27 protein-coding genes are annotated in these 25,484 nt (G+C 40.6%); 18 read left to right on the forward strand and 9 right to left on the reverse strand.

Features of this window, described 5'->3' with window-relative positions:
* Positions 1 to 75: 75 nt before the first annotated feature.
* From CS060_RS04630 to CS060_RS04640, 3 genes are read left to right on the forward strand one after another with little or no spacing between them, the layout of a single operon-like run.
* A complete protein-coding gene (locus CS060_RS04630) occupies positions 76 to 453 on the forward strand; it encodes a CidA/LrgA family protein (RefSeq protein WP_035048790.1) in 378 nt (125 codons plus the stop codon).
* On the forward strand, positions 450 to 1,121 hold the full coding sequence (locus tag CS060_RS04635) for an LrgB family protein (RefSeq protein WP_035048789.1): 672 nt from the start codon (positions 450 to 452) through the stop codon (positions 1,119 to 1,121). The genes CS060_RS04630 and CS060_RS04635 overlap by 4 nt, the downstream gene beginning before the upstream one ends.
* A 35-nt stretch (positions 1,122 to 1,156) precedes the next feature.
* Complete coding sequence (locus CS060_RS04640) at positions 1,157 to 2,113, forward strand: glucanohydrolase (protein ID WP_099668730.1); 957 nt, start codon at positions 1,157 to 1,159, stop codon at positions 2,111 to 2,113.
* Positions 2,114 to 2,127: 14 nt separating this feature from the next.
* Here the strand turns inward: CS060_RS04640 and CS060_RS04645 are convergent, their stop codons facing one another.
* Positions 2,128 to 3,066: an EAL domain-containing protein gene (locus tag CS060_RS04645; protein WP_099668731.1), complete on the reverse strand. Its 939-nt coding sequence runs from the start codon at positions 3,064 to 3,066 to the stop codon at positions 2,128 to 2,130.
* Between the two features lie 80 nt (positions 3,067 to 3,146).
* On the opposite strand from CS060_RS04645, the gene pulA reads away from it, so the two are divergent.
* Positions 3,147 to 5,267 (forward strand): type I pullulanase, encoded by a 2,121-nt coding sequence (pulA, locus tag CS060_RS04650; RefSeq protein WP_035048787.1) that lies wholly within the window; start codon positions 3,147 to 3,149, stop codon positions 5,265 to 5,267.
* 81 nt (positions 5,268 to 5,348) lie between these two features.
* Positions 5,349 to 6,125 carry a phosphotransferase family protein gene (locus CS060_RS04655; protein WP_035047497.1) on the forward strand — a complete coding sequence of 259 codons (777 nt, stop codon included), beginning with the start codon at positions 5,349 to 5,351 and terminating at the stop codon, positions 6,123 to 6,125.
* On the opposite strand, the gene CS060_RS04660 is transcribed toward CS060_RS04655, so the two are convergent.
* Complete coding sequence (locus CS060_RS04660) at positions 6,117 to 6,386, reverse strand: YtzH-like family protein (RefSeq protein ID WP_035047499.1); 270 nt, start codon at positions 6,384 to 6,386, stop codon at positions 6,117 to 6,119. The genes CS060_RS04655 and CS060_RS04660 overlap by 9 nt on opposite strands.
* 72 nt (positions 6,387 to 6,458) lie before the next feature.
* Here CS060_RS04660 and trmB point away from each other — a divergent pair, with 72 nt between their 5' ends.
* The gene (gene trmB, locus CS060_RS04665; RefSeq protein WP_035047501.1) at positions 6,459 to 7,109 is read left to right on the forward strand and encodes a tRNA (guanosine(46)-N7)-methyltransferase TrmB; all 651 of its coding nucleotides are present in this window, start codon (positions 6,459 to 6,461) and stop codon (positions 7,107 to 7,109) included.
* Positions 7,110 to 7,188: 79 nt separating this feature from the next.
* Entirely contained in the window at positions 7,189 to 8,028 is an 840-nt protein-coding gene (locus CS060_RS04670; RefSeq protein WP_035047503.1) for a YtnP family quorum-quenching lactonase, read from the forward strand.
* A gap of 24 nt (positions 8,029 to 8,052) precedes the next feature.
* On the opposite strand, the gene CS060_RS04675 is transcribed toward CS060_RS04670, so the two are convergent.
* Positions 8,053 to 8,349, reverse strand: coding sequence for a PepSY domain-containing protein (locus CS060_RS04675; protein WP_035047505.1), 297 nt, complete (start codon positions 8,347 to 8,349; stop codon positions 8,053 to 8,055).
* 107 nt (positions 8,350 to 8,456) lie between these two features.
* Between CS060_RS04675 and CS060_RS04680 the strand changes: the two genes are divergently transcribed.
* The 8 genes from CS060_RS04680 to murC all read left to right on the forward strand — a co-directional run bounded on the left by CS060_RS04680 (position 8,457) and on the right by murC (position 16,672).
* Positions 8,457 to 9,524, forward strand: a complete 1,068-nt coding sequence (locus tag CS060_RS04680) for a M42 family metallopeptidase (RefSeq protein WP_035047507.1) — start codon at positions 8,457 to 8,459, stop codon at positions 9,522 to 9,524.
* A gap of 12 nt (positions 9,525 to 9,536) precedes the next feature.
* Complete coding sequence (locus tag CS060_RS04685) at positions 9,537 to 10,064, forward strand: DUF84 family protein (RefSeq protein WP_035047509.1); 528 nt, start codon at positions 9,537 to 9,539, stop codon at positions 10,062 to 10,064.
* Positions 10,061 to 10,387, forward strand: coding sequence for a thioredoxin family protein (locus CS060_RS04690; protein ID WP_035047511.1), 327 nt, complete (start codon positions 10,061 to 10,063; stop codon positions 10,385 to 10,387). The genes CS060_RS04685 and CS060_RS04690 overlap by 4 nt, the downstream gene beginning before the upstream one ends.
* Positions 10,380 to 11,186, forward strand: a complete 807-nt coding sequence (locus CS060_RS04695) for a DUF1444 domain-containing protein (RefSeq protein ID WP_035047514.1) — start codon at positions 10,380 to 10,382, stop codon at positions 11,184 to 11,186. Before CS060_RS04690 ends, CS060_RS04695 begins: the two co-directional genes overlap by 8 nt.
* On the forward strand, positions 11,183 to 11,788 hold the full coding sequence (gene ytpR / locus CS060_RS04700; RefSeq protein ID WP_035047517.1) for a YtpR family tRNA-binding protein: 606 nt from the start codon (positions 11,183 to 11,185) through the stop codon (positions 11,786 to 11,788). The genes CS060_RS04695 and ytpR overlap by 4 nt, the downstream gene beginning before the upstream one ends.
* 71 nt (positions 11,789 to 11,859) lie before the next feature.
* On the forward strand, positions 11,860 to 14,028 hold the full coding sequence (locus tag CS060_RS04705; RefSeq protein ID WP_035047520.1) for a DNA translocase FtsK: 2,169 nt from the start codon (positions 11,860 to 11,862) through the stop codon (positions 14,026 to 14,028).
* A gap of 71 nt (positions 14,029 to 14,099) precedes the next feature.
* Positions 14,100 to 15,209: a nicotinate phosphoribosyltransferase gene (locus CS060_RS04710; protein WP_035047524.1), complete on the forward strand. Its 1,110-nt coding sequence runs from the start codon at positions 14,100 to 14,102 to the stop codon at positions 15,207 to 15,209.
* A 161-nt stretch (positions 15,210 to 15,370) separates the two neighbouring features.
* Positions 15,371 to 16,672 carry a UDP-N-acetylmuramate--L-alanine ligase gene (murC, locus tag CS060_RS04715; RefSeq protein ID WP_035047527.1) on the forward strand — a complete coding sequence of 434 codons (1,302 nt, stop codon included), beginning with the start codon at positions 15,371 to 15,373 and terminating at the stop codon, positions 16,670 to 16,672.
* Positions 16,673 to 16,683: 11 nt separating this feature from the next.
* On the opposite strand, the gene ytxJ is transcribed toward murC, so the two are convergent.
* From ytxJ to CS060_RS04730, 3 genes are read right to left on the reverse strand one after another with little or no spacing between them, the layout of a single operon-like run.
* Positions 16,684 to 17,013 (reverse strand): bacillithiol system redox-active protein YtxJ, encoded by a 330-nt coding sequence (ytxJ, locus tag CS060_RS04720; protein ID WP_099668732.1) that lies wholly within the window; start codon positions 17,011 to 17,013, stop codon positions 16,684 to 16,686.
* Complete coding sequence (locus CS060_RS04725) at positions 17,000 to 17,350, reverse strand: hypothetical protein (RefSeq protein WP_035047530.1); 351 nt, start codon at positions 17,348 to 17,350, stop codon at positions 17,000 to 17,002. Before CS060_RS04725 ends, ytxJ begins: the two co-directional genes overlap by 14 nt.
* A gap of 12 nt (positions 17,351 to 17,362) precedes the next feature.
* On the reverse strand, positions 17,363 to 17,755 hold the full coding sequence (locus CS060_RS04730) for a DUF948 domain-containing protein (protein ID WP_099668733.1): 393 nt from the start codon (positions 17,753 to 17,755) through the stop codon (positions 17,363 to 17,365).
* 130 nt (positions 17,756 to 17,885) lie between these two features.
* On the opposite strand from CS060_RS04730, the gene CS060_RS04735 reads away from it, so the two are divergent.
* Positions 17,886 to 19,001 carry an aminopeptidase gene (locus tag CS060_RS04735; RefSeq protein WP_035047534.1) on the forward strand — a complete coding sequence of 372 codons (1,116 nt, stop codon included), beginning with the start codon at positions 17,886 to 17,888 and terminating at the stop codon, positions 18,999 to 19,001.
* 23 nt (positions 19,002 to 19,024) lie between these two features.
* Here the strand turns inward: CS060_RS04735 and CS060_RS04740 are convergent, their stop codons facing one another.
* On the reverse strand, positions 19,025 to 21,181 hold the full coding sequence (locus CS060_RS04740) for a cell division protein FtsA (RefSeq protein WP_035047538.1): 2,157 nt from the start codon (positions 21,179 to 21,181) through the stop codon (positions 19,025 to 19,027).
* A 150-nt stretch (positions 21,182 to 21,331) separates the two neighbouring features.
* On the opposite strand from CS060_RS04740, the gene CS060_RS04745 reads away from it, so the two are divergent.
* Together CS060_RS04745 and ccpA are read left to right on the forward strand one after the other, a co-directional pair.
* Positions 21,332 to 22,414, forward strand: a complete 1,083-nt coding sequence (locus CS060_RS04745; protein ID WP_035047540.1) for a bifunctional 3-deoxy-7-phosphoheptulonate synthase/chorismate mutase — start codon at positions 21,332 to 21,334, stop codon at positions 22,412 to 22,414.
* A 150-nt stretch (positions 22,415 to 22,564) separates the two neighbouring features.
* Complete coding sequence (gene ccpA / locus CS060_RS04750; RefSeq protein WP_099668734.1) at positions 22,565 to 23,563, forward strand: catabolite control protein A; 999 nt, start codon at positions 22,565 to 22,567, stop codon at positions 23,561 to 23,563.
* A 106-nt stretch (positions 23,564 to 23,669) separates the two neighbouring features.
* Here ccpA and CS060_RS04755 read toward each other — a convergent pair whose 3' ends face one another.
* Positions 23,670 to 24,842 carry an acetoin utilization protein AcuC gene (locus CS060_RS04755; protein ID WP_035047544.1) on the reverse strand — a complete coding sequence of 391 codons (1,173 nt, stop codon included), beginning with the start codon at positions 24,840 to 24,842 and terminating at the stop codon, positions 23,670 to 23,672.
* Positions 24,839 to 25,483 carry an acetoin utilization AcuB family protein gene (locus tag CS060_RS04760; protein WP_035047548.1) on the reverse strand — a complete coding sequence of 215 codons (645 nt, stop codon included), beginning with the start codon at positions 25,481 to 25,483 and terminating at the stop codon, positions 24,839 to 24,841. The genes CS060_RS04755 and CS060_RS04760 overlap by 4 nt, the downstream gene beginning before the upstream one ends.
* Position 25,484 lies beyond the last annotated feature (1 nt).

Genomic DNA, 25,484 nt, shown 5'->3' on the forward strand with positions numbered 1-25,484 from the left:
GCATAAAATCAATAAAAACTTAGGGTATGTCTTTAAAACTTTTGACAATACCATCGGACAAGAGGGGGAGAAGAGATGGGGATTACGATCATTCAAATTGGGGGATTATATATGTTGTATATGGTCGGTTCATTTATTCAGCAACTGTTACATATCCCCATTCCAGGAAGTATGATAGGGATGTTGATACTATTTTTATTGTTAATGACCGGAATAGTGAAGGAAGAGTGGATTTCCCAGGGGGCTAACATGCTTTTGTCTCATTTAACACTTCTGTTTATTCCGGCAACTGTTGGTATTATAGATTATGTTGAACTTTTTTCAGGAAAAGGGATATGGTCTATTTTCGTTGTCATCGTGAGCACAATGATCGTCATGTTGTTTGCTGGTTTCATCGGTCAGTGGGCACAAACACGTGAACAAAAGCGAGTGCGTGAGGTGAAAGGAGCATGATTGGCGCAAGTATGCTTTTGTGGACGATTGTCGTGTATATAGCGATGCGCAAATTGTATGCTCGCTTTTATTTTCCATTGCTTGTTCCAATTGCAACGAGCACAGTCGTTATTATTATTACATTATCACTTTTTCATTTATCGTATGAGCAATATATGCTTGGAGGAAAATGGCTTGTTCATTTGCTAGGTCCTGCGGTTGTCGCACTAGCTTTGCCACTTTATCAACATCGTCATACGCTCAAACAGTTTTTATGGCCGTTATTATGTAGCACCTTTTTCGGTACGATCATTGGGATGGGGAGCGGCTTATTATTGGCACGTCTTTTTCATTTACCTGAACAAGTTGTTCGATCAATTATTCCGAAATCGGTCACTTCGCCCGTTGCAATGGATATTGCAGCGCTCATTGGCGGCATACCGACACTTGCGGCTGTATATGTTATGGTTGCAGGGATTTTCGGAGCTATGTTTGGACCAACTATTTTTCAACGCTTGCGCCTGACCACAGCTTTAGGGGTCGGAAGCGGACTTGGGGCGGCTTCACACGGCATTGGTACTGCTAAAGCGCTTGAAATGGGTAAAAAAGAAGCAGCGATTAGCTCGGTAGCGATGACATTAAGTGCGATTTTTGCTTCCCTTCTTTGCCCGCTGTTGCTTTTGTTGTAGAATAAAGGTAACAATTGATTGCTGGAGGTTAAGGCGTGGGACAGCTCATTAAGCTTCAAGACTATATTTCGCGCTACGAGCTAGATATGTATCATTATCCAAGCGAGTTTATTCGTTTAAAGAAGAAGCAATGGGAACGAATGAAATATGCATGGGAGACGGGGCAACTTGCTACAAGGGTAGAATCACATGCATACGAATCATGGAAATGGCTTGAGGAAGAGCCGTCTCTTTTTGATAAAATTAAACGAATGTGGAAGAGAAAGAAAGTGGAAGATGTGACGGACGAAGATGAACAGTCGCAAGAAGAGGAAGACTTTATGTTTTCTATTACTTCTGAGCCGAAAACGCTTGAAGAATTAAAAATATTATTTTTAGAAAAACTGTTTCAACTGCAAATTCGTTGGGCCAGTTCAACGTTAACCGAAGAATCCATTATTGATCCGAAATATTATTATGATGTATATTTAAAATATTTTTTGCAACGTTTTCCAGATACATACTTATGCATGTATAAACCTGTGTTTTTATTAAAAAAAGCTCCCGTCGAGCTAAATACGATTTTAATTAGTCCAACGACAACGTGGTGCATTGCGTTTACAGAAGAACGAAAAAATAACATTGTCGTCGGTTCAGCTGAGCGGTTTTGGACGGAGATTGTCGATGATGTGGAGCGAAAAATCGTCAACCCGATGATTTCCCTTCATCGAACAGAAAAAGTTGTTCAAACGATTTATAAACAATTTGCAGTCTATATGCCGATAAAAAAAGTGTTAATCAATCGAGAAGGATATATTGATTATCGTTACGCACCAAGCGATCTTGAAATCATTGATCGGCGACATTATGAGGCATGGTTTATGTCGCTAAGACAATTGACGATGCCGCTGAAGCATATGCAGTTGAAGGCAGCTCAATCATTGCTGACATATTGTGATGCACGTTACTACGATCCGCTCGTTGTAGAACAATTTGAAGAGGCTGATGAGTAACGGTCAGCCTCTTTTTATAGCGGATCTGGACTCGGTTTGCCGATATAGTAGCCTTGGGCAAACGGAATACCAATTTCCCGGCAGTAGTCCAACTCCTCTTTTCGTTCAATTCCTTCAGCAAGTACGTGAATGCCGAGCGTGTGGGCGATTCGAGTTACTTCTTTTAAAAACGCTTGTTTCTCTTTTACTTGGTCGCAATGTTGAATGTAGTGGCGGTCAATTTTTACATAATCAGGTTGTAATAGCGTGAGCATATCGATTGTTGAAAAGCCGGCACCAACATCATCTAAAGCTACTTTCATTCCTGATCGTTTATATGTGGCAAATACGTTCTTTAAATGGTCGATATCCATAATTTTTTCGGTCTCGACAACTTCAAATACGAGATCTTCCGGTGCTACTTCATATTGTTCGACGATGGAAAACGTATGGCGAAGACAAAATTCGGGATTATAAATCGTTGATGGTAAAAAGTTAATGAAACTTTTTACCCCTTTTTTTATTTTTGTGCGTGCTCGAATGGCTTCTTCGCGTGCTCGTCGATCTAAAAATGTATGCAAACCTGTTTGTTGTGCAACAGAAAAAAGCTGTTTCGGTGAAAAGTGTTGTGAGCGCAATAAACATTCATAGCCGAAAATGTCGCCTGTTTTTGTATGAATAATTGGTTGTAAATAACTTGTGAGCGGTCCGTTTGTTATGCATTGGACAACATCTTCATGCTTAATTCGCATGCTTAACTCATGGAGTGGAACGAATGCTCCCGGTGAATCGGGATTTTTGCATAAAGCTGCTAATGCTTTTTCTTTTGGATCGATTGTTTCTAAATATGTAGCTAATTGTTGCAACGAATCATACGAATAACATAAATACTTTTTTTGTCCTTCTTGCATAATAAGTAAGTAACCAGATTGTAAAAGTGGAAATGGAACGTTACATGAGATGCATGAGTGCATCATTTCTCCCCCCTTTTTTTATCTTCATCCATTTTACAACAAAAATAATTGACTTCAAAATTGGAAGTTGGTGACGAATAATGATGACAAAACAACACACGTTTGAAGCCTATTTAGATGAATTGACGTTAATTACTGTTTTGGTACCGAACGATGTTGTTCACGAGCGTGCACCAATATTTTTTTTATGCGATGAAGAACAAACAGCATACCGTTTAACAGTTCGTTCAAGTGAGAAACAACACTTATTTACAAAATATGAGTGTCTCGCCCCTTTTATCGTTCCGTTAGGGAAACGATATGTCGTTTATACCGAAGAAGGATGGCAAACGCCTTTACAAGTCGGGGCAGTGATGCGAACAAAAGCGTTCGATGATTTATATGCATATGACGGAAACGATCTCGGTGCTACGTACAAACCGGAAAAAACGACGTTTAAAGTGTGGGCGCCGACGGCCACAAAGGTGTTATTAAAGCTTATTCATCCAAAGACGAAAGAAGAAACGACTTATGCCATGGTACGAGAACAAAAAGGAATATGGACATATACCGTTTATGAAAATATAGAATATTTCTTGTATACGTATAAGACATATATCAATTTTGTTTGGCGGGAAGCCGTGGATCCTTATGCAAAAGCAGTTTCAGTAAACGGCGCACACGGTGTTATCGTTGATCTGACGAAAACAAACATACCTAAACCAACGATGCCTCCGTTTATTTCTATGACAGACGCGATTATTTATGAAATGCATGTGCGAGATTTTACGATTCATCCTAAAAGTGGTGTGGAACATAAAGGGAAATATCTCGGTTTAACGGAGCAGGATACATTCGGACCGAACGAAACGGTGACAGGTCTTTCGTACGTAAAACAGCTCGGTGTTACGCATGTTCAACTCATGCCTGTCCAAGATTTTGAAGGAGTCAATGAGCTCGAGCCAGTTGAATATAACTGGGGATATAACACGGTGCATTACAATGCTCCAGAAGGAAGTTATGCAACCGATCCAATAGATCCATATGCGCGTATCATCGAACTAAAGCAGGCGATTCGGGCGTTTCAAAAAGAAGGAATTCGTGTCATTTTAGACGTCGTATATAATCATGTATATATTCGAGAAGCATCGTCGTTTGAACATCTTGTTCCTGGCTATTATTTTCGATACGAATCAAACGGTTATCCGTCAAACGGAACAGGAGTTGGGAATGATTTAGCATCCGAGCGGAAAATGGTACGAAAATTTATCGTTGATTCGGTGACATATTGGCTAAGTGAATATGGTGTCGATGGATTTCGTTTCGATTTAATGGGCATTTTAGATATAGATACAATGAGTGATGTTCGCCGTGCCATTGATGCAATTGATCCCACCGTTCTTGTTCTTGGTGAAGGATGGGAGTTAGCTACTCCATTACCTCAAGAAAAAAAGACAACGATTGCAAACGCGAAACATACGCCTCGTATTGCTTATTTTAACGATCGGTTTCGAGATTATGTAAAAGGAAGTACGTTTCAAGTGCGCGATCGAGGATTTGCGTTAGGAGATTGCTCATATAAGCAAGCGGTAATGGAAGTTATTCGAGGAAGCATTCATCTATTTTTTTCGCCAAGGCAAAGTGTCAATTATGTCGAATGCCACGATAACCATACATTATGGGATAAAATGATGATTGCCAATTCGCATGAGAGCGAATATATTCGTCGAAAACGTCAGAAGCTAGCTACAGCTATCGTTTTATTGTCTCAAGGTATTCCTTTTTTGCACAGCGGTCAAGAGTTTTATCGAACAAAACAAGGGATTGAAAATAGCTATAACGCTCCTGATGAAGTGAATCGAATCGATTGGGAGCGAAAAAGTGAATGGGAAGAAGATATTCGAGAGATGATAGCTCTCATTGCGCTTCGTAAAAAACATGGTGCGTTTCGTTTTTTTACTGCCGATCAAGTTCGGCGTCACATCAAATTTTATGATACACACCCATCTGTTATTGCTTATCAACTCGTTGACGTTGGTGCGTATGGTTCATGGGAGCAAATTGTTGTTGTTCATCATAATGAGGAGAAAAAAACGACATTGCCTCTTTCTGAAGGGAAATGGGAAATTGTATTTAGTTCAAATCAAGAAGGAATAGGAAAAATAAGTGAACAGTACATTGAAATAAATGGAATTGGTACGTGGGTATTAATTGAATGTTGACGGGGAAACGATGGGAAAGATAAAATCTAGTAAGATGACAATTGCAATTTTTATTTTGACTAAGTCGAAAGGTGAGCTCACTTGGAACAGTTACTAGGTAAGGAGTGGGAAATTTCCCCGGCAGGTGGTGCGACAGGGGATGCATATATTGCGGAGCACGATGGGAAGAAATTGTTTTTGAAGCGCAATTCTTCTCCATTTTTAGCTGTTTTATCAGCGGAAGGAATCGTCCCAAAATTAGTATGGACGAAACGAATGGAAAATGGGGACGTAATTACTGCTCAACAATTTTTACAAGCGCGCGAATTAAAGCCGCACGATATGACTAGCAAACAAGTTGCCCAATTGCTTCGAAAAATTCATCGCTCGAAAGAATTGTTGGGGATGATGGAGCGTCTTGGTAAAAAGCCTTTAGTACCTCATCGTTTGCTAGAGGAAGTCAAGCAGAATGAATATGTCGAGTTAAAAGCGCACTCGACTGTTCGGGACGCGTTTGCATTTTTAGAGCGACGTGTAGATGACGTGTATTGTACGGATTATGTTGTTTGTCATTGCGATATGAATCATAACAATTGGCTGTTAACAGAAGATAATCAACTATATTTAATTGACTGGGATAGTGCAATGATTGCGGATCCGGCGATTGATATCGGAATGTTGTTATATGCTTACATTCCAAGAGAACAGTGGGCGAGTTGGTTAGAAGAATACGGTATGGAGTTCGATGAACAATTACAGTTACGTATGAAATGGTATACTGTCGCTCAAACGGTTGTGTTGCTCGCATGGCATAAAGGGCGAAATAATGAAAAGGAAATGCAACGACTGTTGCACTTCCTTGAACATGTGCTACGTTAATTGGTCCATCCAATGAGCAAGTTGTTGTTCGTGTTGATCGATATGCGAAGAAAGGTCGGCCGCATTTTTGCCGTTTTGACTATACGTGTAAATATGGGACAATGTTTGTTTCAGTTCAGAATGGACAGCATCGTTCGTCATTAACGATTTGGCGAGCCGCTCAATTTGTTCACATTCTGCAACGGTTCCAGAACGGTCAAGTTGATGTTCCGATAAAATATCTTTTAATACAGTTAATTGATGTTCATGATTAATGGCCATGTTCATCCCCCTATTCGTTTATTAATATGGCCATTTTTATCTTTTTATATGCAAAGAAACGGAGGATGGGACGTGCGTTTAAGAAATAAGCCTTGGGCGAAAGAAAAAATTGTGGCATATCCACAATACATTATCCAGCAACCAGAACAATACAAAGGGCGTTGGCGTGAATTGTTTTCAAACGACCATCCGATCCATATCGAAATTGGTACAGGAAAAGGTCGTTTTATTACGGAAATGGCAAAAATGCATCCTCATATTAACTATATTGGAATTGAGTTGTATGAGAGCGTCATCGTATGTGCGCTTGACAAGTTAATTGAAAATGATTTGCCCAATTTGCGCTTATTAAATGTCAATGCGAAAGATTTAACAAATATTTTTGCCAAAGGAGAGGTTGAACGTATTTATTTGAACTTCTCCGATCCGTGGCCAAAAAAGCGACATGAAAAACGTCGCTTAACGTATCGCTCGTTTTTGGAGTTATACGAAAACATTTTAGTTGATGAGGGAGAAATTCATTTTAAAACGGATAACCGTGGATTGTTTGAATATTCTCTTGTCAGCTTCTCGCAATATGGTTTAGTTCTTCAATATGTCAGTCTTGATCTTCATCGGAGTGATTTTGAAGGAAATGTCATGACCGAATATGAACAAAAGTTTTCAGAAAAAGGAAATCCGATTTACCGTTGTGAAGTGAAGTATGGAAAGCCTATGTCATAATTAGACGTAGGTTTTTTTCTTTTCTGAATATTTTTGTAATGTTAAAATGGATCATGAGAGAGGACAAGGGGGAGAAAAGATGGAGAAATTAACGATTGGTCAAATAACAATGACGTGGCTCAATGGTGGGATCACACATTTAGATGGGGGAGCAATGTTTGGTGTCGTACCCAAACCGCTTTGGATGAAAAAATATCCATGCAACGAACAAAATCAAATTCCACTCCGAACGGATCCTATCTTACTGCAAGTAGACGGAAAAAACATACTTATTGAATCAGGTATTGGACGTGGAAAGCTGAATGAGAAGCAAAAACGAAACTTTGGGGTAACAGAAGAATCTTCTTTAACGGAGCAATTGGCGGTTCTTTCTTTAACACCTGAAGACATTGACATTGTATTAATGACACATTTACATTTTGATCATGCCAGCGGCTTAACAAAATGGGAAGAAAATAAACTCGTTCCCACGTTTCCACGTGCGCGCATTATTACGTCAGCGGTAGAGTGGGCGGAGATGAAAGAGCCAAACATTCGCTCGCGCAACACGTATTGGAAAGAAAACTGGGAAGCCATTATTGATCAAGTCGATACGTTTGCGGAACAGTTGGAAGTTGTTTCGGGTGTGACGATGATTCATACAGGCGGTCATAGTGACGGGCATGCCATTATTATTATTACATCTGAAGGAGAAACAGCCGTTCATCTCGGTGATTTAATGCCGACGCATGCACATCAAAATCCGCTTTGGGTGATGGCGTATGATGATTATCCGATGACGTCCATTTTCGCTAAACAAAAATGGCTCGCCTATGGAATGGAAAACGGTGCATGGTTTACGTTTTATCACGATGCGTATTACCGTGCTGTCCGTTGGAATGACGAGTTTCAAATCGTTGAATCGATTAAACGTCAATAAAAACCCAAGCGGCTTGCTTGGGTTTTACAATTTTCGTGCTTCAATAATTGTTCCTGTTTTTGCATCAATGAGACACTCATATGCACCAGTTGGACGAGTAATGCCACCTCGATAGACGTTGTAGCGTAGCCCATTTTTTTCAATTGTTTCAACGGTCGTTTGGATCCACGATCCTGTAATGTCACCCGTTTGTTGAAACGCTTCTTTCGCCTTTTGAAGCGCTTGTTCAGATGAAATAAAACGTTGATGTTGCCACTCATTCCATATGTATGCTGCCGTTGCACCGACAACGATCCCAGTAAGAAACGTTTTGACGCGCATAATCCATTCCTCCACTTTTTCTTTTAGTATACCGAATTGTTCGAGTGGAAACTACATGTAAAATTCGCTACAATGACAAATAGCGAGCAAAGAAAGGGGAAAAAACGATGGATTTGCAGTTATTTCAAACGTTAACCGAATTGCCGGGGGCACCGGGGAATGAACATGCGGTGCGTGCCTTTATGCGTGAACAGTTACAAAAATATGCTGATGATATTGTGCAAGATCGGCTTGGGAGCATTTTTGGAGTGAAGCGCGGAACAGAAAATGGTCCAGTCGTGATGGTTGCAGGGCATATGGATGAAGTAGGTTTTATGGTCACCGCCATTACAGAACAAGGAATGATTCGTTTTCAGCCGCTTGGAGGTTGGTGGAATCAAGTATTGTTAGCACAACGTGTACAAATTATAACAGATCGCGGTCCGATTGTTGGAGTCATCGGCTCGATACCGCCCCACCTGCTTGATGAAGAGCAACGAAAAAAGCCGATGGATATGAAAAATATGCTGATTGACGTTGGAGCAGATGACCGTAACGATGCAGAACGCATGGGCATTCGCCCGGGGCAACAAATTGTGCCTATTTGTCCGTTTACACCGATGGCAAACGAGAAAAAAATTATGGCGAAAGCATGGGACAATCGTTACGGCTGTGGTTTAGCCATTGAGTTGTTAAAAGAGTTAAAAGATGAAACGATACCGAATGTATTATATTCTGGAGCAACGGTCCAAGAAGAAGTCGGGCTTCGTGGGGCGCAAACGGCAGCAACAATGATCAAACCAGATATTTTCTTTGCGTTAGATGCAAGCCCGGCGAACGATATGACAGGAGACGAAAAAGAGTTTGGGCATCTCGGCAAAGGTGCACTTGTACGCATTTACGATCGTACAATGATTACGCATCGCGGCATGCGTGAATTTATTTTAGATATCGCAGAAACGAACAACATTCCATACCAATATTTTATTTCACCAGGCGGTGGAACGGATGCAGGAAGAGTACATATCGCCAATAGCGGCGTCCCTTCAGCTGTCATTGGCATTTGTGCACGCTATATTCATACACATGCTTCCATCATTCATGTGGATGACTATGAAGCGGCAAAACAATTATTAGTCGCTCTTGTGAAACGATGTGACCGCGCGACAGTAGACGCGATTCGTCATAACGCTTAAGGAGATCGAGAGATGAACATAGCTGTTGGAACGAAAAATAATACGAAAGTGAAAGCGGTAAAGGCTGTGTTTCATGAGGCACACTATACGATTATTTCGAGTGATGTGCAACCGAGCGTGTCAAAACAGCCGTTTTCCGATGAAGAAACGTTGCAAGGTGCGATTGAGCGAGCGACGTTAGCTGTTTGTGATCAACAAGCTGATGTCGGGATTGGATTAGAAGGTGGTGTATTTGTTGCACAAGATAGGACGATTTGGTTATGCAATTGGGGGGCGCTCGTTGATCGTGATGGAGCTGTCGTGGTTGCCGGAGGGGCGCGCATTCCGCTCCCCGCTGAAATCAGTGAACAGCTAAGACGTGGAAAAGAATTAGCTGAAGTGATAGATGAATACGCCAATCGTGGTGATGTTCGTTCAAATGAAGGAGCAATTGGCATTTTGACGAACGGAGCAGTCGACCGAACAACGATGTATACACATATCGTTCATATGTTAAAAGGGCAATATGAACATCAAAAGAAAGGATGGAGAAATGAATGAAAGCGATTGAACGGATTGAACAATATAACGACGCAATTCAGCATGGGAAAGTCATCATGATGTTTACGGCTGATTGGTGTCCGGATTGTCAAGTTATTAAGCCAATTTTACCAGAAATTGAAGCGCAGTTTTCGGATTATACGTTTTATGCAGTTGATCGAGATCAATTGCTTGACTTGCTTGCTGAGCATAACGTTTTTGGTATTCCGAGTTTTATTGCATATGAAAATGGGCAAGAACGTGGACGATTTGTCAGCAAAGATCGGAAAACGAAAGAAGAAATCGTTGCTTTTATTCAAAGCTTAGGTGAGCGTGATGAATAGTAAACAAATAAGTGAACATATTCAACAGCGGTTATCTCATTATCCATGGGAATTTCAATGGGATCGAAAAAAAGATACACTTCGTATTGAACATCGCGACACGAAAAAAGGGGTGACGATCTCGTTACCCCCTATTATCGCCAAATGGGAGGTTGAGAAAGAGCGTGCCATTGACGAAGTCGTTTATTATGTCGAACAAACGTTAACGGCATTACATGATGATTCGTCGTTACATGGAAAAGAAAAATATATATATCCGGTTATCCGCTCTACCTCATTCCCGACAAAAACGAATGAAGGCGCTATGTTTATTTATGACGAACATACAGCAGAAACACGCATTTATTATGCGCTTGATTTAGGGACAACGTATCGGCTTATTGATGAACGTTTAGTTAAATCGGAGCGTTGGGATGTGCAGCAATTAAAAGAGATTGCTCGCTTTAACGTTCGGTCGTTACCTACAACAGTGAAAGAGGACCGTGTAGCTGGCAATACGTTTTATTTTTTGAATACAAACGATGGATATGATGCAAGTCGCATATTGAATGATTCTTTTTTGAAAAGTTTTTCTAAACAAATAAAGGGAACGATGTTGCTTGCAGTTCCCCATCAAGATGTACTCATTATTGCTGACATTGAAAACGAAATCGGCTATGATGTACTTGCGCAGTTAACGATGAGTTTTTTTGCAAGTGGTAGAGTGCCTATTACTGCGCTTTCATTTTTATATGAAGATGGGCAACTTCAACCGATTTTTATTCTTGGAAAAAATCGTCGAAAGGATGAGAAAAAATGAATGTATTTTACAATCGAGAAGGCATTGGTGACACGTTGCTTATTACATTAAAGGCTGTTGATCCGCAAGTGCGAGCTTTTGAGAAAAAAGGAGATGTCGTGCGCATTTTCAATGAGCAAACAGGTGAGACAGTCGGTTACAATATTTTTCACGCGTCTACATACGGCACATTTGAAGGAAATGGAGTCGTTGAACTAACGGAACAAGTCATTGCGACAATTAATGACGTGTTGCGAAAAAATGGTATTAATGAACAAGTAACTGCTGATTTTTCACCAAAGTTTGTTGTCGGTTACGTGAAAGAAAAAGAAAAGCACCCGAATGCTGATAAATTAAGTGTTTGTCAAGTAGATGTTGGTACAGAAACGTTGCAAATTGTATGTGGGGCTCCAAACGTAGAAGCGGGACAAAAAGTCGTTGTCGCAAGAGTCGGAGCGGTCATGCCAAGCGGTCTAGTCATTCAGGAAGCAGAGCTTCGTGGCGTAAAATCTTACGGAATGATTTGTTCTGCCCGCGAACTAAACTTGCCAAACGCTCCTCAAGAGAAAGGAATTCTCGTTTTACAAGATGAGTACGAAGTAGGTCAACCATTTTTCAGCTGACTTCCGTTGCGGCAGTCAGCTTTTTTTGTGGTAAAATAAAACCGAATGTACAAAGAAAGAGTGAGGATCGAATGGGTTGGTTAAAGGCATTATTTCGTTATTTATTTGGGGAGAACGATGAGATAAAAGAGACGCGCAGACGACCTCCGGCACCAAAAAACGAATATAAACATGTGGAGGCAAAAGTCGTTTATGAATATCCGAAAGGGAAGTTTCGCTTTCCATTAATCCCAGATGAACCGAAGGAAAGACAAAAAGTACAAACAAATGAACAAAAACGTTCTTCGCTACAAATCGTTTCCTTTGAGAAAAAAACAGAGCGCATAGAGCGTACAGTAAACGAGTCACGTACGTTTCGCCCGACAGATGTGCCATCGCCTGTATTTGGTTATAAACGAATGGAGCGTGTCGAGCGAAAAAAAGAACATGATGCGGTTGTTGAATTTGAACTTTCGATTGCTGAAAAAGTCGAAACAAACGAACATGTGTATACACAAGTAGATGAGTCAGTAGGGAGACAGCCCGTTGATGAAACAAACGAACATGTGTATACACAAGTAGATGAGTTAGTAGGAAGACAGTCCGTTGATGAAACAAACGAACATGTACAGATGCCAGTAAGTGAGCCACTTCATCATGAAGAGCAAGATGTTGCTCATGAGAAGGAAGCTGCCGAAGAACATATGGAGCAAAATGAGGAGGAAGAAACGAAAGAGCAGGAACGAGAAGAAGAAAAAACACGACAACGAAGCGGAGTACCGTACAATGTCATCATGTTAAAACAAGATCGAGAAAAATGGAAACAACGGCAAGAAAAGCGATCCTATGCGTTCCCATCATTATCGTTATTGCGTGCTCCAACGATTCAGCATGAAGGCGATGAAACATGGTTAAAAGAACAAACAGATCGATTAAATGAGACGTTTAAAAATTTCAATGTTGGAGCAACAGTCGTTCATGTGACTCAAGGTCCGACGGTTACTCGTTTTGAAGTGCAACCAGAACTTGGCGTGAAAGTGAATAAAATTACGAATTTAGCGGATGATATTAAATTAAATTTAGCGGCCGTGGATATTCGTATCGAAGCGCCTATTCCGGGAAAAAACACGATCGGAATTGAAGTACCTAACCGATCAAGCCGCCCTGTTTTTATTCGTGAAGTATTACAAAGCGATGAGTTTCAGCAATCAGACTCCCCGTTAACCGTCGCTTTAGGACTAGATATTTCAGGAAAACCGATTGTAACTGATTTAAAAAAGATGCCGCACGGGTTGATTGCGGGGGCAACTGGATCAGGAAAAAGCGTATGTATGAATGCAATGTTAGTGAGCTTGTTATATAAAGCAACCCCACACGAAGTGAAGTTGTTATTAATTGATCCGAAAATGGTCGAACTTGCACCATACAACCATATTCCACATTTAGTTAGTCCCGTCATTACGGATGCAAAAGCAGCAACAGCAGCGTTAAAATGGGCTGTATCTGAAATGGAGCGACGATACGAACTATTCGCACATACTGGTGTACGTGATATTGTTCGTTATAATGGGTTAGTGCGAAAAGCACAAAAGCCGGAACAACATTTACCATATATCGTCATTGTTATTGATGAGCTTGCAGATTTAATGATGGTTGCGCCAGCTGATGTGGAAGAAGCGATTTGTCGTATTGCTCAAAAAGCGCGCGCATGTGGTATTCATTTGCTTGTTGCTACACAACGCCCATCTGTTGACGTCATTACAGGTTTAATTAAGGCAAATATCCCAACGCGTATTGCCTTTTCTGTATCGTCGCAAATTGATTCACGTACAATCATTGATATAAACGGTGCCGAAAAATTACTTGGACGAGGCGATATGTTATTTTTAGAAAATGGAAAAGCGAAACCGATTCGTTTACAAGGTAACTTCGTATCGGATGAAGAAATAGAGCGTGTCGTCGCCCATGTACGACAGCAAATGGAACCGTCCTATTTATTTCAACATGATGAGTTGTTGCAACAACATGTACAAGCTGATGAAGATGATGAGTTGTTTTATGAGGCATGTGAATTTGTTGTTCAACAAGGCGGTGCCTCAACATCAAGCTTACAACGTCGTTTTCGCATTGGCTATAATCGGGCGGCGCGCTTAATTGAGATGATGGAGCAACGTGGCATCGTATCGGCGCCAAAAGGAAGCAAGCCACGCGATGTTTTAATTGATGAACAAGATCTTGAACAACTACAAGACACAATTTAGATGGAGTAGTCGTGAAATAGAAAACATGCTATGCTAAATAAGTGAAAACGATGGCTGAAGGGGAAAGAAAAATGAAGGAAATCGAGTTGAAACTACAAGGGAAAATTAAACGATTAACAAATAAAACGTTTAAATTTGATGAGCGTGTGAGAGATGGCTGGTTTTCAGCCGTATATTTTTTAAAAACGCGTGAAATCGTTAAGGAATTTCGTCCGAATAATATTGTTACGATGCAATTTTTTCAAAAAGAACATGCTGTCTTATGTGGGACGGATGAAGTGATTGCCTTATTGCATACGTTTGCTGATGAGCCGGAAAAATTAGAAATTTATTCATTGAAAGACGGCGATAAAATTAGCCCATTCGAGACGGTGTTGACCATCACAGGCCCGTATCAAAATTTCGGGTATTTAGAAGGTATTATTGATGGGATTTTGGCGCGCCGAACATCTGTAGCAACAAACGTATATAACGTTGTCAAAGCGGCTGCATTATCTGGTGTGCAAAAGCCGGTCATTTTCATGGGAGATCGTGATGATCATTTTATGATGCAAGCTGGTGATGGATACGCAGCCTTTATTGGTGGTTCGACTGCTCAAGCGACACATGCGATGAACGAATGGTGGGGAAAACAAGGCATGGGAACGATGCCGCATGCGCTCATTCAATTGTTTGATGGGGATGTTGTTGCGGCGGCAAAGGCGTATCACGAAAAATATCCAGACGATGATTTAATTGTTCTTGTTGATTATAACAATGACTGTATTACAGATGCGCTGAAAGTGGCGCGAGAGTTTGGTGATAAGTTAAAGGCTGTTCGCGTTGATACGTCTCGAACAATGATCGACCAATATTTTATTCGCCATCCAGAAGTGCTCGGTACTTTTGATCCGCGTGGCGTGAATCCACCACTTATTTTCGCTTTGCGTGAGGCACTTGATCGCGAAGGATTTGAGCATGTGAAAATCGTTGTTAGCGGTGGATTCAACGAACAGCGCATTATTGAGTTCGAAAAGCAAGGTGTGCCGGTTGATATGTACGGTGTAGGAAGTAGTTTGTTAAAAGTACATATCGGTTTTACTGGTGATAACGTGTTATTAAACGGAAAACATCAAGCGAAAGCAGGGCGCCGTTATCGTCCAAATCCACGTCTCGAAAAAGTGGAGTATACTGGTCAGTAACACGGAAAAACTGATAGAAGAATGATGCTTCTATCAGTTTTTCTTATCATTGCTCGCAAACGATGGTATAATGAAGTTTGTTACATAAGATGAAAATAGCAAAACGGAATTTGTGTCATATACTGCTATATAGATCAACGATAGTTGGTGGAGGTTTTTTTATGACTACTTACCATTTTGTCGGCATTAAAGGTACTGGAATGAGCGCACTTGCTCAAGTGTTACATGATATGAAATGTGCTGTGCAAGGTTCAGATTACGATAAGCGGTTTTTTACGCAAGAAGCTTTAGAAGAACGAGGAATTCCCATTCTTCCATTTCGGGCGGAAAATATTCAAAAAAATATGGTTGTGATTGCTGGAAACGCCTTTCCTGATACACACGAAGAAATTATAGCCGCTCGCGAACTCGGCGTACCAGTCATTCGTTATCATCAGTTTTTAGGTGAATTTTTGCAGAAATTTACTAGTATCGCTGTGACTGGCGCCCATGGGAAGACATCAACAACAGGATTGCTCGCTCATGTGATGCAAGGAGCGCAACCAACGTCATATTTAATCGGAGATGGTTCCGGAAAGGGAAGAGAAGGGAGTAAATATTTTGTATTTGAAGCGTGCGAATATCGCCGTCATTTTTTAGCATATTGCCCGGATTATGCGATTATGACAAATATTGATTTCGATCATCCAGATTATTTTGCAAATATTGAAGATGTGTTTTCTGCATTTCAACAAATGGCGTGGCAAGTGAAAAAAGGAATTATTGCTTGCGGGGATGATGAATATTTACAAAAAATTCAAGCAAAAGTTCCTGTTGTTTTTTATGGGTTTGCTGAAGATAATGATTTTCAAGCACGAAATATTGTGAAAACATCAGAAGGGACATCGTTTGATGTGTTTGTGCGCCATACGTTCTTTGCTTCTTTCCATATTCCTCGATATGGCGATCATAATGTGCTTAACGCGCTCGCTGTCATTGCGCTTTGCCATTACGAAGGGATTGATGTGAGTATTATTCAAGAACGATTAAAAACGTTTCCTGGGGTGAAACGTCGTTTCCATGAGAAACCGTTTGGTTCACAAGTGCTTATTGATGATTATGCCCATCATCCGACGGAAATACGGGCAACGATCGAGGCGGCAAGACAAAAGTATCCAGATCGTCAAATTGTTGCGATTTTTCAACCGCACACATATACACGGACGCAAACATTTTTACAAGAATTTGCTGAAAGTTTATCGCTTGCTGATGCGGTATATTTGTGCGATATTTTTGGCTCAGCGCGCGAGCACCAAGGGAAATTATCCATCGAGGATTTGCGTGCAAAAATTGATGGGGCAAAACTGTTGCATGAGGAACAAGTTGACGTGTTAAAACACCATGATCACGCTGTCCTTATTTTTATGGGAGCAGGCGATATTCAAAAATTTCAAGAGAAATACGAACAATCGGTTCACGTATAAGCAAAAAGCAACTATGATTCGCTCATAGTTGCTTTTTTCATTTGGTCATATGTGACGTTCCAATGGGAAGCATGCCACGCCACCCCGTTATCAGTCACCCATAATACTTGAGGAGATTCGTGTTTAACATGAAACGTTTCTGCAATATGTTGCGACAATGGGCGTGCGTGTTGTACATGTAAATAATAGGCATGAATGTGTGGAAAATCTTTTACAAAACGTTCGAACTCCACCCATGCCCGATGGCTGATTGGACATGTCAGACTATGTTTCATCAATAAAAATGGACGGTGGGATGAATAAATTTGTTCAAATTGTTCAATTGTCTCAACTTTCTTCATGTGCATCAATTCCTTTATTCAAACGTTTTTCGACATCATGAACCGCTTGTTCGGTTTCTTTTAATAACTGTTCCACATCTGATGAAGGAAGGGGAATCGGGATAGATGAAATGGAATGCGATTTCTCTTGTTCGCTTTTTATCGGTTCTTCTTTTTCTTCACTTTTTCTCCATTCATTTATATTGCTTTCTTTGAAATCATTCAACAGTTGTTTTCCCTGTTGTGTTGATTCTGCTAATAATTGTTTTCCGCGTTCGCTCGACAAAAAGAGTGCTGCTGCTGCACCTGCAATTCCCCCAACAATTGCCCCGAGTAGAAAAGAACCATTTTTCGCCATATGAATGCCTCCTTACTTTCGTTTCTCTTTCCATTTTGTCCATATTTCAATGAGTGTTTGTCCCCACTGAATCGCCTGCGCAATTTTTTTTTCGTTTGTTGTTAACGTTTTAGAAATCGAGTCGCTAAATGTTTGAACGGTAACACCTACTTGTTTTACTGCATCGAATACGCTTTGCAAGCTTTCTGCTTTTTTATGCACGTCATCTGCAAGCGCGTTCGTCTTATGTAGTAATTGTGCCGTTTCTTTCCCAATTTCATGCATTTGTTTTTCAACTTCTTCTACTGTTTTTGCAACGTGTTGCAACGTTGCTTGAAGTGTTTTTAATGTTTGGACGACATAAATAACTAAAATGAGAAAAGCGATGGCGATGAGTGCAATGCTGCCATATAAAACAATGCTCATTGTAAAAACTCCTTTCTGTCTATCCTACGACTTTTTCGACAAAAAGAGAAAAAATCCTGCAAAAAACTCCAAATTTTTTGTAGATCGGTTACAATATACATGTACATACGATGGAATGGAGGAATACAAAATGAAAGATCCGCGCATTGAAAAATTAGCGAAAAATTTAATTCATTACTCGCTTCGCCTACAAAAAGGGGAGAAAGTATTAATCGAAAACTTCGGTTTGCAACGAGAGCTCGTCATTGCACTTGTGCGTGAAGCGTACGCTGTAGGAGCGTATCCGTTTGTTTCATTAAAAGATCATCAAGTCGATCGTGCGCTTCTGCTTGGTGCACAAGAAGAGCAGTTTCACATGATGGCTGAATTTGAAGCAAACGTCATGAAAGAAATGGATGCTTACATCGGCTTACGTGCAGGGGATAACATTAATGAGTTTGCGGATGTGCCAGCGGACAAAATGAAAATTCATGGGAAAACGATTATGCAAAGAGTGCATCGTGACATTCGCGTACCGAAAACGAAATGGGTCGTGCTCCGCTATCCGAATCCGTCTATGGCACAGCTTGCAAAAATGAGTACAGAGGCGTTTGAAGATTTTTATTTCAACGTATGTAACTTAGACTACGGCAAAATGGATAAAGCGATGGATGCCCTTGTTGAGTTGATGAATAAAACAGACGAAGTGCGCATTACAGGACCGGGGACAGATTTAACGTTCTCCATTAAAGATATTCCTGCTGTAAAATGTTCAGGTCAAATGAACATTCCTGATGGAGAAGTGTATACGGCTCCTGTTCGCGATTCGGTTAACGGTACTATTACATTTAATACGCCTTCACCTTATCAAGGATTTACGTTTGAAAATGTGAAATTAACGTTTAAAGACGGAAAAATTATTGAAGCAACAGCAAATGATACAGAACGTATTAATCAAATTTTTGATACAGATGAAGGGGCGCGTTATATCGGGGAATTTGCGATTGGGGTCAACCCATATATTCAACATCCGATGCAAGACATTTTGTTTGATGAAAAAATCGATGGCAGTTTCCATTTTACACCAGGGCAATGTTATGACGAAGCATACAACGGCAACCATTCAAACATCCATTGGGATATGGTTATGATTCAGCGTCCGGAATATGGTGGCGGTGAAATATATTTTGATGGTGTACTCGTTCGCAAAGATGGGCGTTTTGTCCTCCCAGAGTTAGAGCCGTTAAATCCAGAAAACTTAAAATAAAAGAAAAAGCAACTATGGCTTATTCATAGTTGCTTTTTCTTATGCCAAATAATTTCAAGCTGATCCCCTGGAGTAAGTGGTTCATAAAATGTTGTCGGTTCTCCGTTTTTCAGTAATGTAAATGTTGTTGACGCTCCTTGAGGAATATCAACTTGGACGTATTGAAATATATCTTGAAAAATAAACGGCTCGATTTTTCGCTCGCTAAATTGAAGTTCGTCTCCATGTTGAACGAGATCGTCCTCATGAAGCTGTTCACCGTTACGATAAAACGTACCAATTTGTTTTGTTAATGTTAACGTTTCACCGTTAAACATAATTGGAAGTGAGTAATGAATGTTCAACTGTCTTGCTTCAGCGATTTGGGCGATTGTCCGTTGCTTTTGTTCATGAACAATAATATGATCGCCGTCTTCAAACGTTGTATAACGTTGGCACTCAATCCCATTTCGATACATTGTTCCGCACCATTCAGGAAATTTTATTTTTTTCCCATTTAACGTGATTGTAAACGGTTCGAGCTGTTTGAGTAGATGATCGTTTTTTGTTGCTTGTAAAAGCTGTTCTATCGTTTCAGGCATATGAATGACAATATCATCACGATCACATAAAACAGCATCGAGAGAAACGTGCTCCCCATTCCGTAATACAATCGGTTCAATCGTGTATTGTTGTCCGTTGATTGTTACATGTTTGATCGGCAATGATTCGAGCAAATCACGAAGTTGAATAGTTGCTTGCTGCCCATCTTTTCCTTTTTCAATAACAATCTCGTCATGATTTTTAATTGGTGTATCAAATGTCGCTAGCTCACCATTTTTTATAATTGTTGGTGGTTTCCCATGTGTTCCAGGAACTGTAATAGTATGTCCATTCAATGTGACGACACAAGCTAAGCCCGGTTTCCCATATAGCTTATGTAATTGAATGCCAGCAGCTAGTAAGGCATCACCGATTGTCAGTTGTTTCATATCAAATAAGCGAATTGTTTGTCCATTTACATAAACTGTCACGTATTGGATCGGTGTTTGCTTTGCAGCGATCGCAATGCCAATTGGGGTGACGAGTTCAGGACGATGCTTCATTTCTTCTTGATCGATATGCAATTTTTGAATGGCATCAATGCCACGAATAGCGACGCGATTTTCAGGAAGATGGAGTTTTTGGGCAAGCCGTTTTGGCAGTTCAGGCGTCAAACTTCCTCCCCCAACAAGCATGACCGCTTTTGGAGATTGATGATTATTTAATCGTAAAATTTCTTTGCTGATTGCATCAGCAAGTCGATCAATTGCATCTGAAATCATTGCGATCATTTGTTCGCGAGGTACTTCTGTTTCAAAACCGAGAATGTCTGTAATTGTTATCGTTTCTTTTGCATGTAAGTCACGCTTCGCTTGTTCAGCGAGAGGAAAATCAAGTAAGTATGCGTCTGAAAGCGCTTCAGTAATTTCATCTCCTGCCATCGGTACCATTCCGTAGGCAATGACTGTACCGAGATCCGTAATAGCAATGTCAGACGTTCCTGCACCAATATCCACAAGCGCAACATTTAATCGTCGCATTGTTGGAGGAATAAGCACGTTTAATGCAGCGATCGGTTCAAGTGTTAGCGCCTCCATTTCTAAATGAGCACGTTGTAATGCTGCAAGAAGTGATTCAACGACAAGTTTCGGTAAAAATGTGGCGATCACTTCAACGCTTGCTTCATCTCCTTGTTGATCAATTAAGTTACCAATTTCCTCTCCATCAATTTCATAGCGCGTTACCGAATAGCCGACACAATAGTAGTGATGGCTTTTTTCGTTGGATGATTGTTCAGCCAACGTCATTTGGGCTTGTTGAACTGCAGCAAGTTCTAAGTATGTCACGTCTTCATGTGTGAGTAGAGGCTTTCCCTTAATGGAGATATTTGCTCTTCCTTTTTCTGTTTTTAATGAACGTCCTGCGGCTGCAACGCATACGCGCGTTAGAGGTCCGTGTCTCTCCTCTAACGTTTTTTTTATGTCGAGAATGACGTTAGAAACAGCCAGCACGTCGTGAATTTGCCCATCAAGCATCGCCCGTTCTTCATGTTCTTTTATGACAATGTCTTCAACTTGATATTGTCCGTTTGTTTCCTTTAAAATAATCCCAACTACTGAACGCGTACCAATGTCTAGTGCAAAAATCAAGCTTCCCACCTTCTTTTTCGAAAATTAAAAAATTCTTTATTGCTTAAACGCGTTTTATAAATAAAGGGGTGACAACTTTATCCACTTCGTTTATAATAATCTCTAATTATATAGAAATGTATCATATTTTTTAGCTTATATAAAGAAAGGATGAGATGTATGAGTAACGAACGATTAGATGAGCTGAGAGCAAAGGTTGATGAGTTAAATTTACAGTTGTTAAAGTTAATCAATGAACGCGGGCGTGTTGTTCAAGAAATTGGGAAAATTAAAGATGCTCAAGGGACGTATTTTTATGACCCTGTTCGTGAAAGAAAAATGTTAGATTTAATTTTAGAACATAACGACGGACCGTTTGATACGGCGACGTTAAAACATATTTTTAAAGAAATTTTTAAAGCAGGTCTCGATTTGCAAGAAGACGATCATAAAAAGGCATTGCTTGTCTCAAGAAAGAAAAAGCCAGAAAATACGATTGTCGATGTAAAAGGAGAAAAAATCGGCGACGGTAATCAATATTTCGTTATGGGACCATGTGCTGTTGAAAGCTATGAACAAGTGGCGGAAGTGGCGCAAGCGATCAAACGACACGGACTAAAATTATTGCGCGGTGGTGCTTACAAACCACGTACTTCACCATATGACTTCCAGGGACTTGGCGTAGAAGGATTGAAAATTTTAAAACGTGTAGCAGATGAGTTTGATTTAGCAGTGATTAGTGAAATTGTAACGCCAGCAGATATTGAAACAGCGCTCGATTATATTGACGTTATTCAAATCGGAGCGCGCAATATGCAAAACTTTGAGTTGTTAAAAGCGGCTGGTCAAGTAAATAAACCGGTATTGTTAAAACGGGGATTAGCTGCAACGATTGAAGAATTTATTCATGCTGCTGAGTACATTATGTCGCAAGGCAACGGACAAATCATTTTATGTGAGCGAGGCATTCGCACATATGAAAAGGCAACGCGTAACACGCTTGATATTTCAGCCGTACCGATTTTGAAAAAGGAAACGCATTTACCTGTTTTTGTCGATGTAACACATTCAACCGGACGACGAGATTTACTTTTACCTTGTGCGAAAGCTGCGCTTGCCATTGGGGCGGACGGGGTCATGGCTGAAGTACATCCAGATCCTGCTGTTGCATTATCTGATTCCGCACAACAAATGGATATTGATCAATTCAATGAGTTTATGGAAGAATTAAAATCGTTCCAAAAACAATTTGTCAAAGCATAAAAAAGCTGGTGATTGTTCACCGGCTTTTTCTTATGAATTTATTTGTGAAAACGTTGCACTTAGGTAATCATTTATCGTATGATAATTTTACATAAAATTGCGATGTACGACAGTTTTCGATATATAGAGTGCAAAAAAGGAGTGTATGTGATGAATGTAACAATTTATGATGTAGCAAGGGAAGCAAACGTGTCGATGGCAACCGTTTCACGTGTCGTAAATGGGAACCCAAACGTAAAGCCGTCGACGCGCAAAAAAGTGTTAGAAGTGATTGAACGGCTCGGTTATCGTCCAAATGCGGTCGCGCGCGGATTAGCCAGCAAAAAAACGACAACAGTTGGTGTTATTATTCCAGATATTTCAAGTATCTTCTTTGCAGAAATGGCACGTGGAATTGAAGACATTGCAACGATGTACAAGTATAACATCATTTTAAGCAACTCCGACCAAAATAAAGAAAAAGAACTACATTTATTAAATACGATGCTCGCCAAACAAGTTGATGGTATTTTATTTATGGGCGGCGATGTAACGGAAGAGCATGTCGAGCAGTTTAAAAAGTCAGATGTACCGATCGTATTAGCTGCGACCATTGAAAAAAATAATATTATTCCATCTGTTAACATTGACTACGAGCAAGCAGCGTATGATGCGGTGCGTATGTTGATCGAAAAAGGACATAAACGCATTGCTTATGTAACAGGACCGTTAAACGATCCGATCAACGGACTGAAAAAATTAGCTGGCTATCGTCGCGCTTTAGAAGAAGTGAATATTGCTTATGATGAGGCGCTCGTTGTGGAAGGAGATTATACATACGATTCAGGCATCGAAGCATACGAAAAGTTAGCCGAACTTCCACAGCAGCCAACGGCAATTTTTGTTGGAACCGATGAAATGGCGCTCGGTGTTATTCACGGGGCACAAGATCGTGGTGTTCGCATTCCTGACGAATTAGAAGTTGTCGGTTTTGATAATACGCGCTTGGCAACAATGGTTCGTCCAAAATTGACGACGGTAGTGCAGCCGATGTACGACATTGGGGCTGTGGCGATGCGTTTATTAACGAAATATATGAATAAAGAGCATGTCGACAATCACATCGTTGTGTTGCCACATCGAATTGAATATCGCGATTCGACAAAATAGGTGACTAACTAGACTTTTTCTTTTTCTTAAAGAAGAGCGCATATTTCACGCGCGAACAAACATAGAAAAGGGTGTCCGCTACTTTCGGAACACCCTTATTATTTTGTTATAAGTTTAACCGTTGTTTATTACTTCGAATTGGCTGAAGTGCTTTCATGACAGTTTGGGCATTTTTTTCTGTAATTTCTGCCTTTCTTGGAATGGGCGGATATAAGTCTTCTGGGTCATCCCATTCGAGTGGCAAAGAAACAGGAGCATGAGGTTGCCAACGGGCAATCCATTCTTTCGGTAAAGGTCCAGAAATATCGGATTGTTCTGTCATTTCAAGCCACAATAGTGCCCATGCACGCGGAACGACGCGCCAAATGTCGTATCCGCCGCCACCAACTGCGATCCAACGACCGTTACAATATTGATGTGCAATTTGATGTGCCAGTTTTGGAATTTCACGATAAATGCGCATGGATGCAGATAAATGAGTTAGCGGATCGTAATAATGAGCATCGACACCGTTTTGCGTTAAGATCACGTCAGGGCGAAAAAAATCAGCGATTTCAATCAGAGCTTCCGTATATGCAGCGAGCCATGACTCATCTTCAGTAAACGCATCAACAGGAATGTTGAACGAGTAGCCGTATCCTTTCCCCTGTCCCCGCTCATTCACGTTTCCGGTTCCCGGAAATAAATAGCGTCCTGTTTCATGAATCGAAAATGTACACACATTCGGGTCATCATAAAATGTCCATTGTACTCCATCGCCATGATGGGCATCTGTGTCAACGTATAAGACGCGAACACCGTATTTTTCCTGCATATATTTAATGGCAACAGAGCTATCGTTGTAAATGCAAAAACCGGATGCTTTCCCGCGGAATCCATGATGAAGCCCTCCGCCCAAACTGAGCGCGTGTTCAGCTTTGCCAGAAAGCACATAATCAACGGCTGTTAACGTTCCGCCAACAAGAAGAGCACTCGCTTCATGCATATGTGGAAAAATCGGTGTATCTTCCGTACCGAGACCATAATTGAGCGCAACATCTTCGGATAGTTGGCCCTTTCCTGCTTTTTTTACAGCTTCAATGTAATCTGAATCATGCACAAGCGCTAATTCTTCGTCTGTTGCTAGGCGTGGTGCTACAATTTGTCCGTCATGTAGAGCGCCGAGTGTTTGTAATAAATCATATGTCAGTTTCACACGTAGTTGGTTAAACGGATGGCGATCATGGAATTTATACGTTTGAAACGCATCGGAATAAACGAATACACTATTTTTACTCATGATGAAACCCCCGGCAAGTTCGGCCATAATACGTCGTATCCTTGTTCTTTTAAATCATGAATAATCGCCATCGGGTTCATCGTTTGAATGCGAAACACAAGCACTTTATACATGTCGTCTCGATCAGGATAGACAAGAACACTTAAAATATTAATGTTTCTTTTTTGAAAAACAGAGGCGACTTCACTTAACATACCGGTGCGGTTTGGCACTTTAATTTCGATTTGTGAACCTGGCTGATGGGCCCCTGTTAATTGTACGAGCGTATATAGCAAATCGCTTTCTGTAATGATGCCGACAAGTTTATTTTCTTTAACGATGGGCATACAGCTAATGCGATGTTCGTAAAATAAAGCTGCCACTTCTTCGACGAAATCAAGCGGATGCCCTGTGATGACGTTTGTTTTCATAATGGTGCTTAACGGTTTTTGTAAATCTTCAAGATGTTCGTTCGCATGAAAAATAGATGGACGTGCATCGCGCAAATCCCGATCCGTAACGATGCCAACGACACGATATTCATCATCAACAATTGGTAAATGACGAATATTTTTTTGCTTAACAACGTTTAGTGCATCAGCAATTGTATTTGACGGCTTTAATGCGATAACATCCGTTTTCATCATTTGTTCGACAATCATT

This window comes from Anoxybacillus flavithermus (assembly GCF_002742685.1).
Taxonomy (GTDB): Bacteria; Bacillota; Bacilli; order Bacillales; family Anoxybacillaceae; genus Anoxybacillus; species Anoxybacillus flavithermus_E.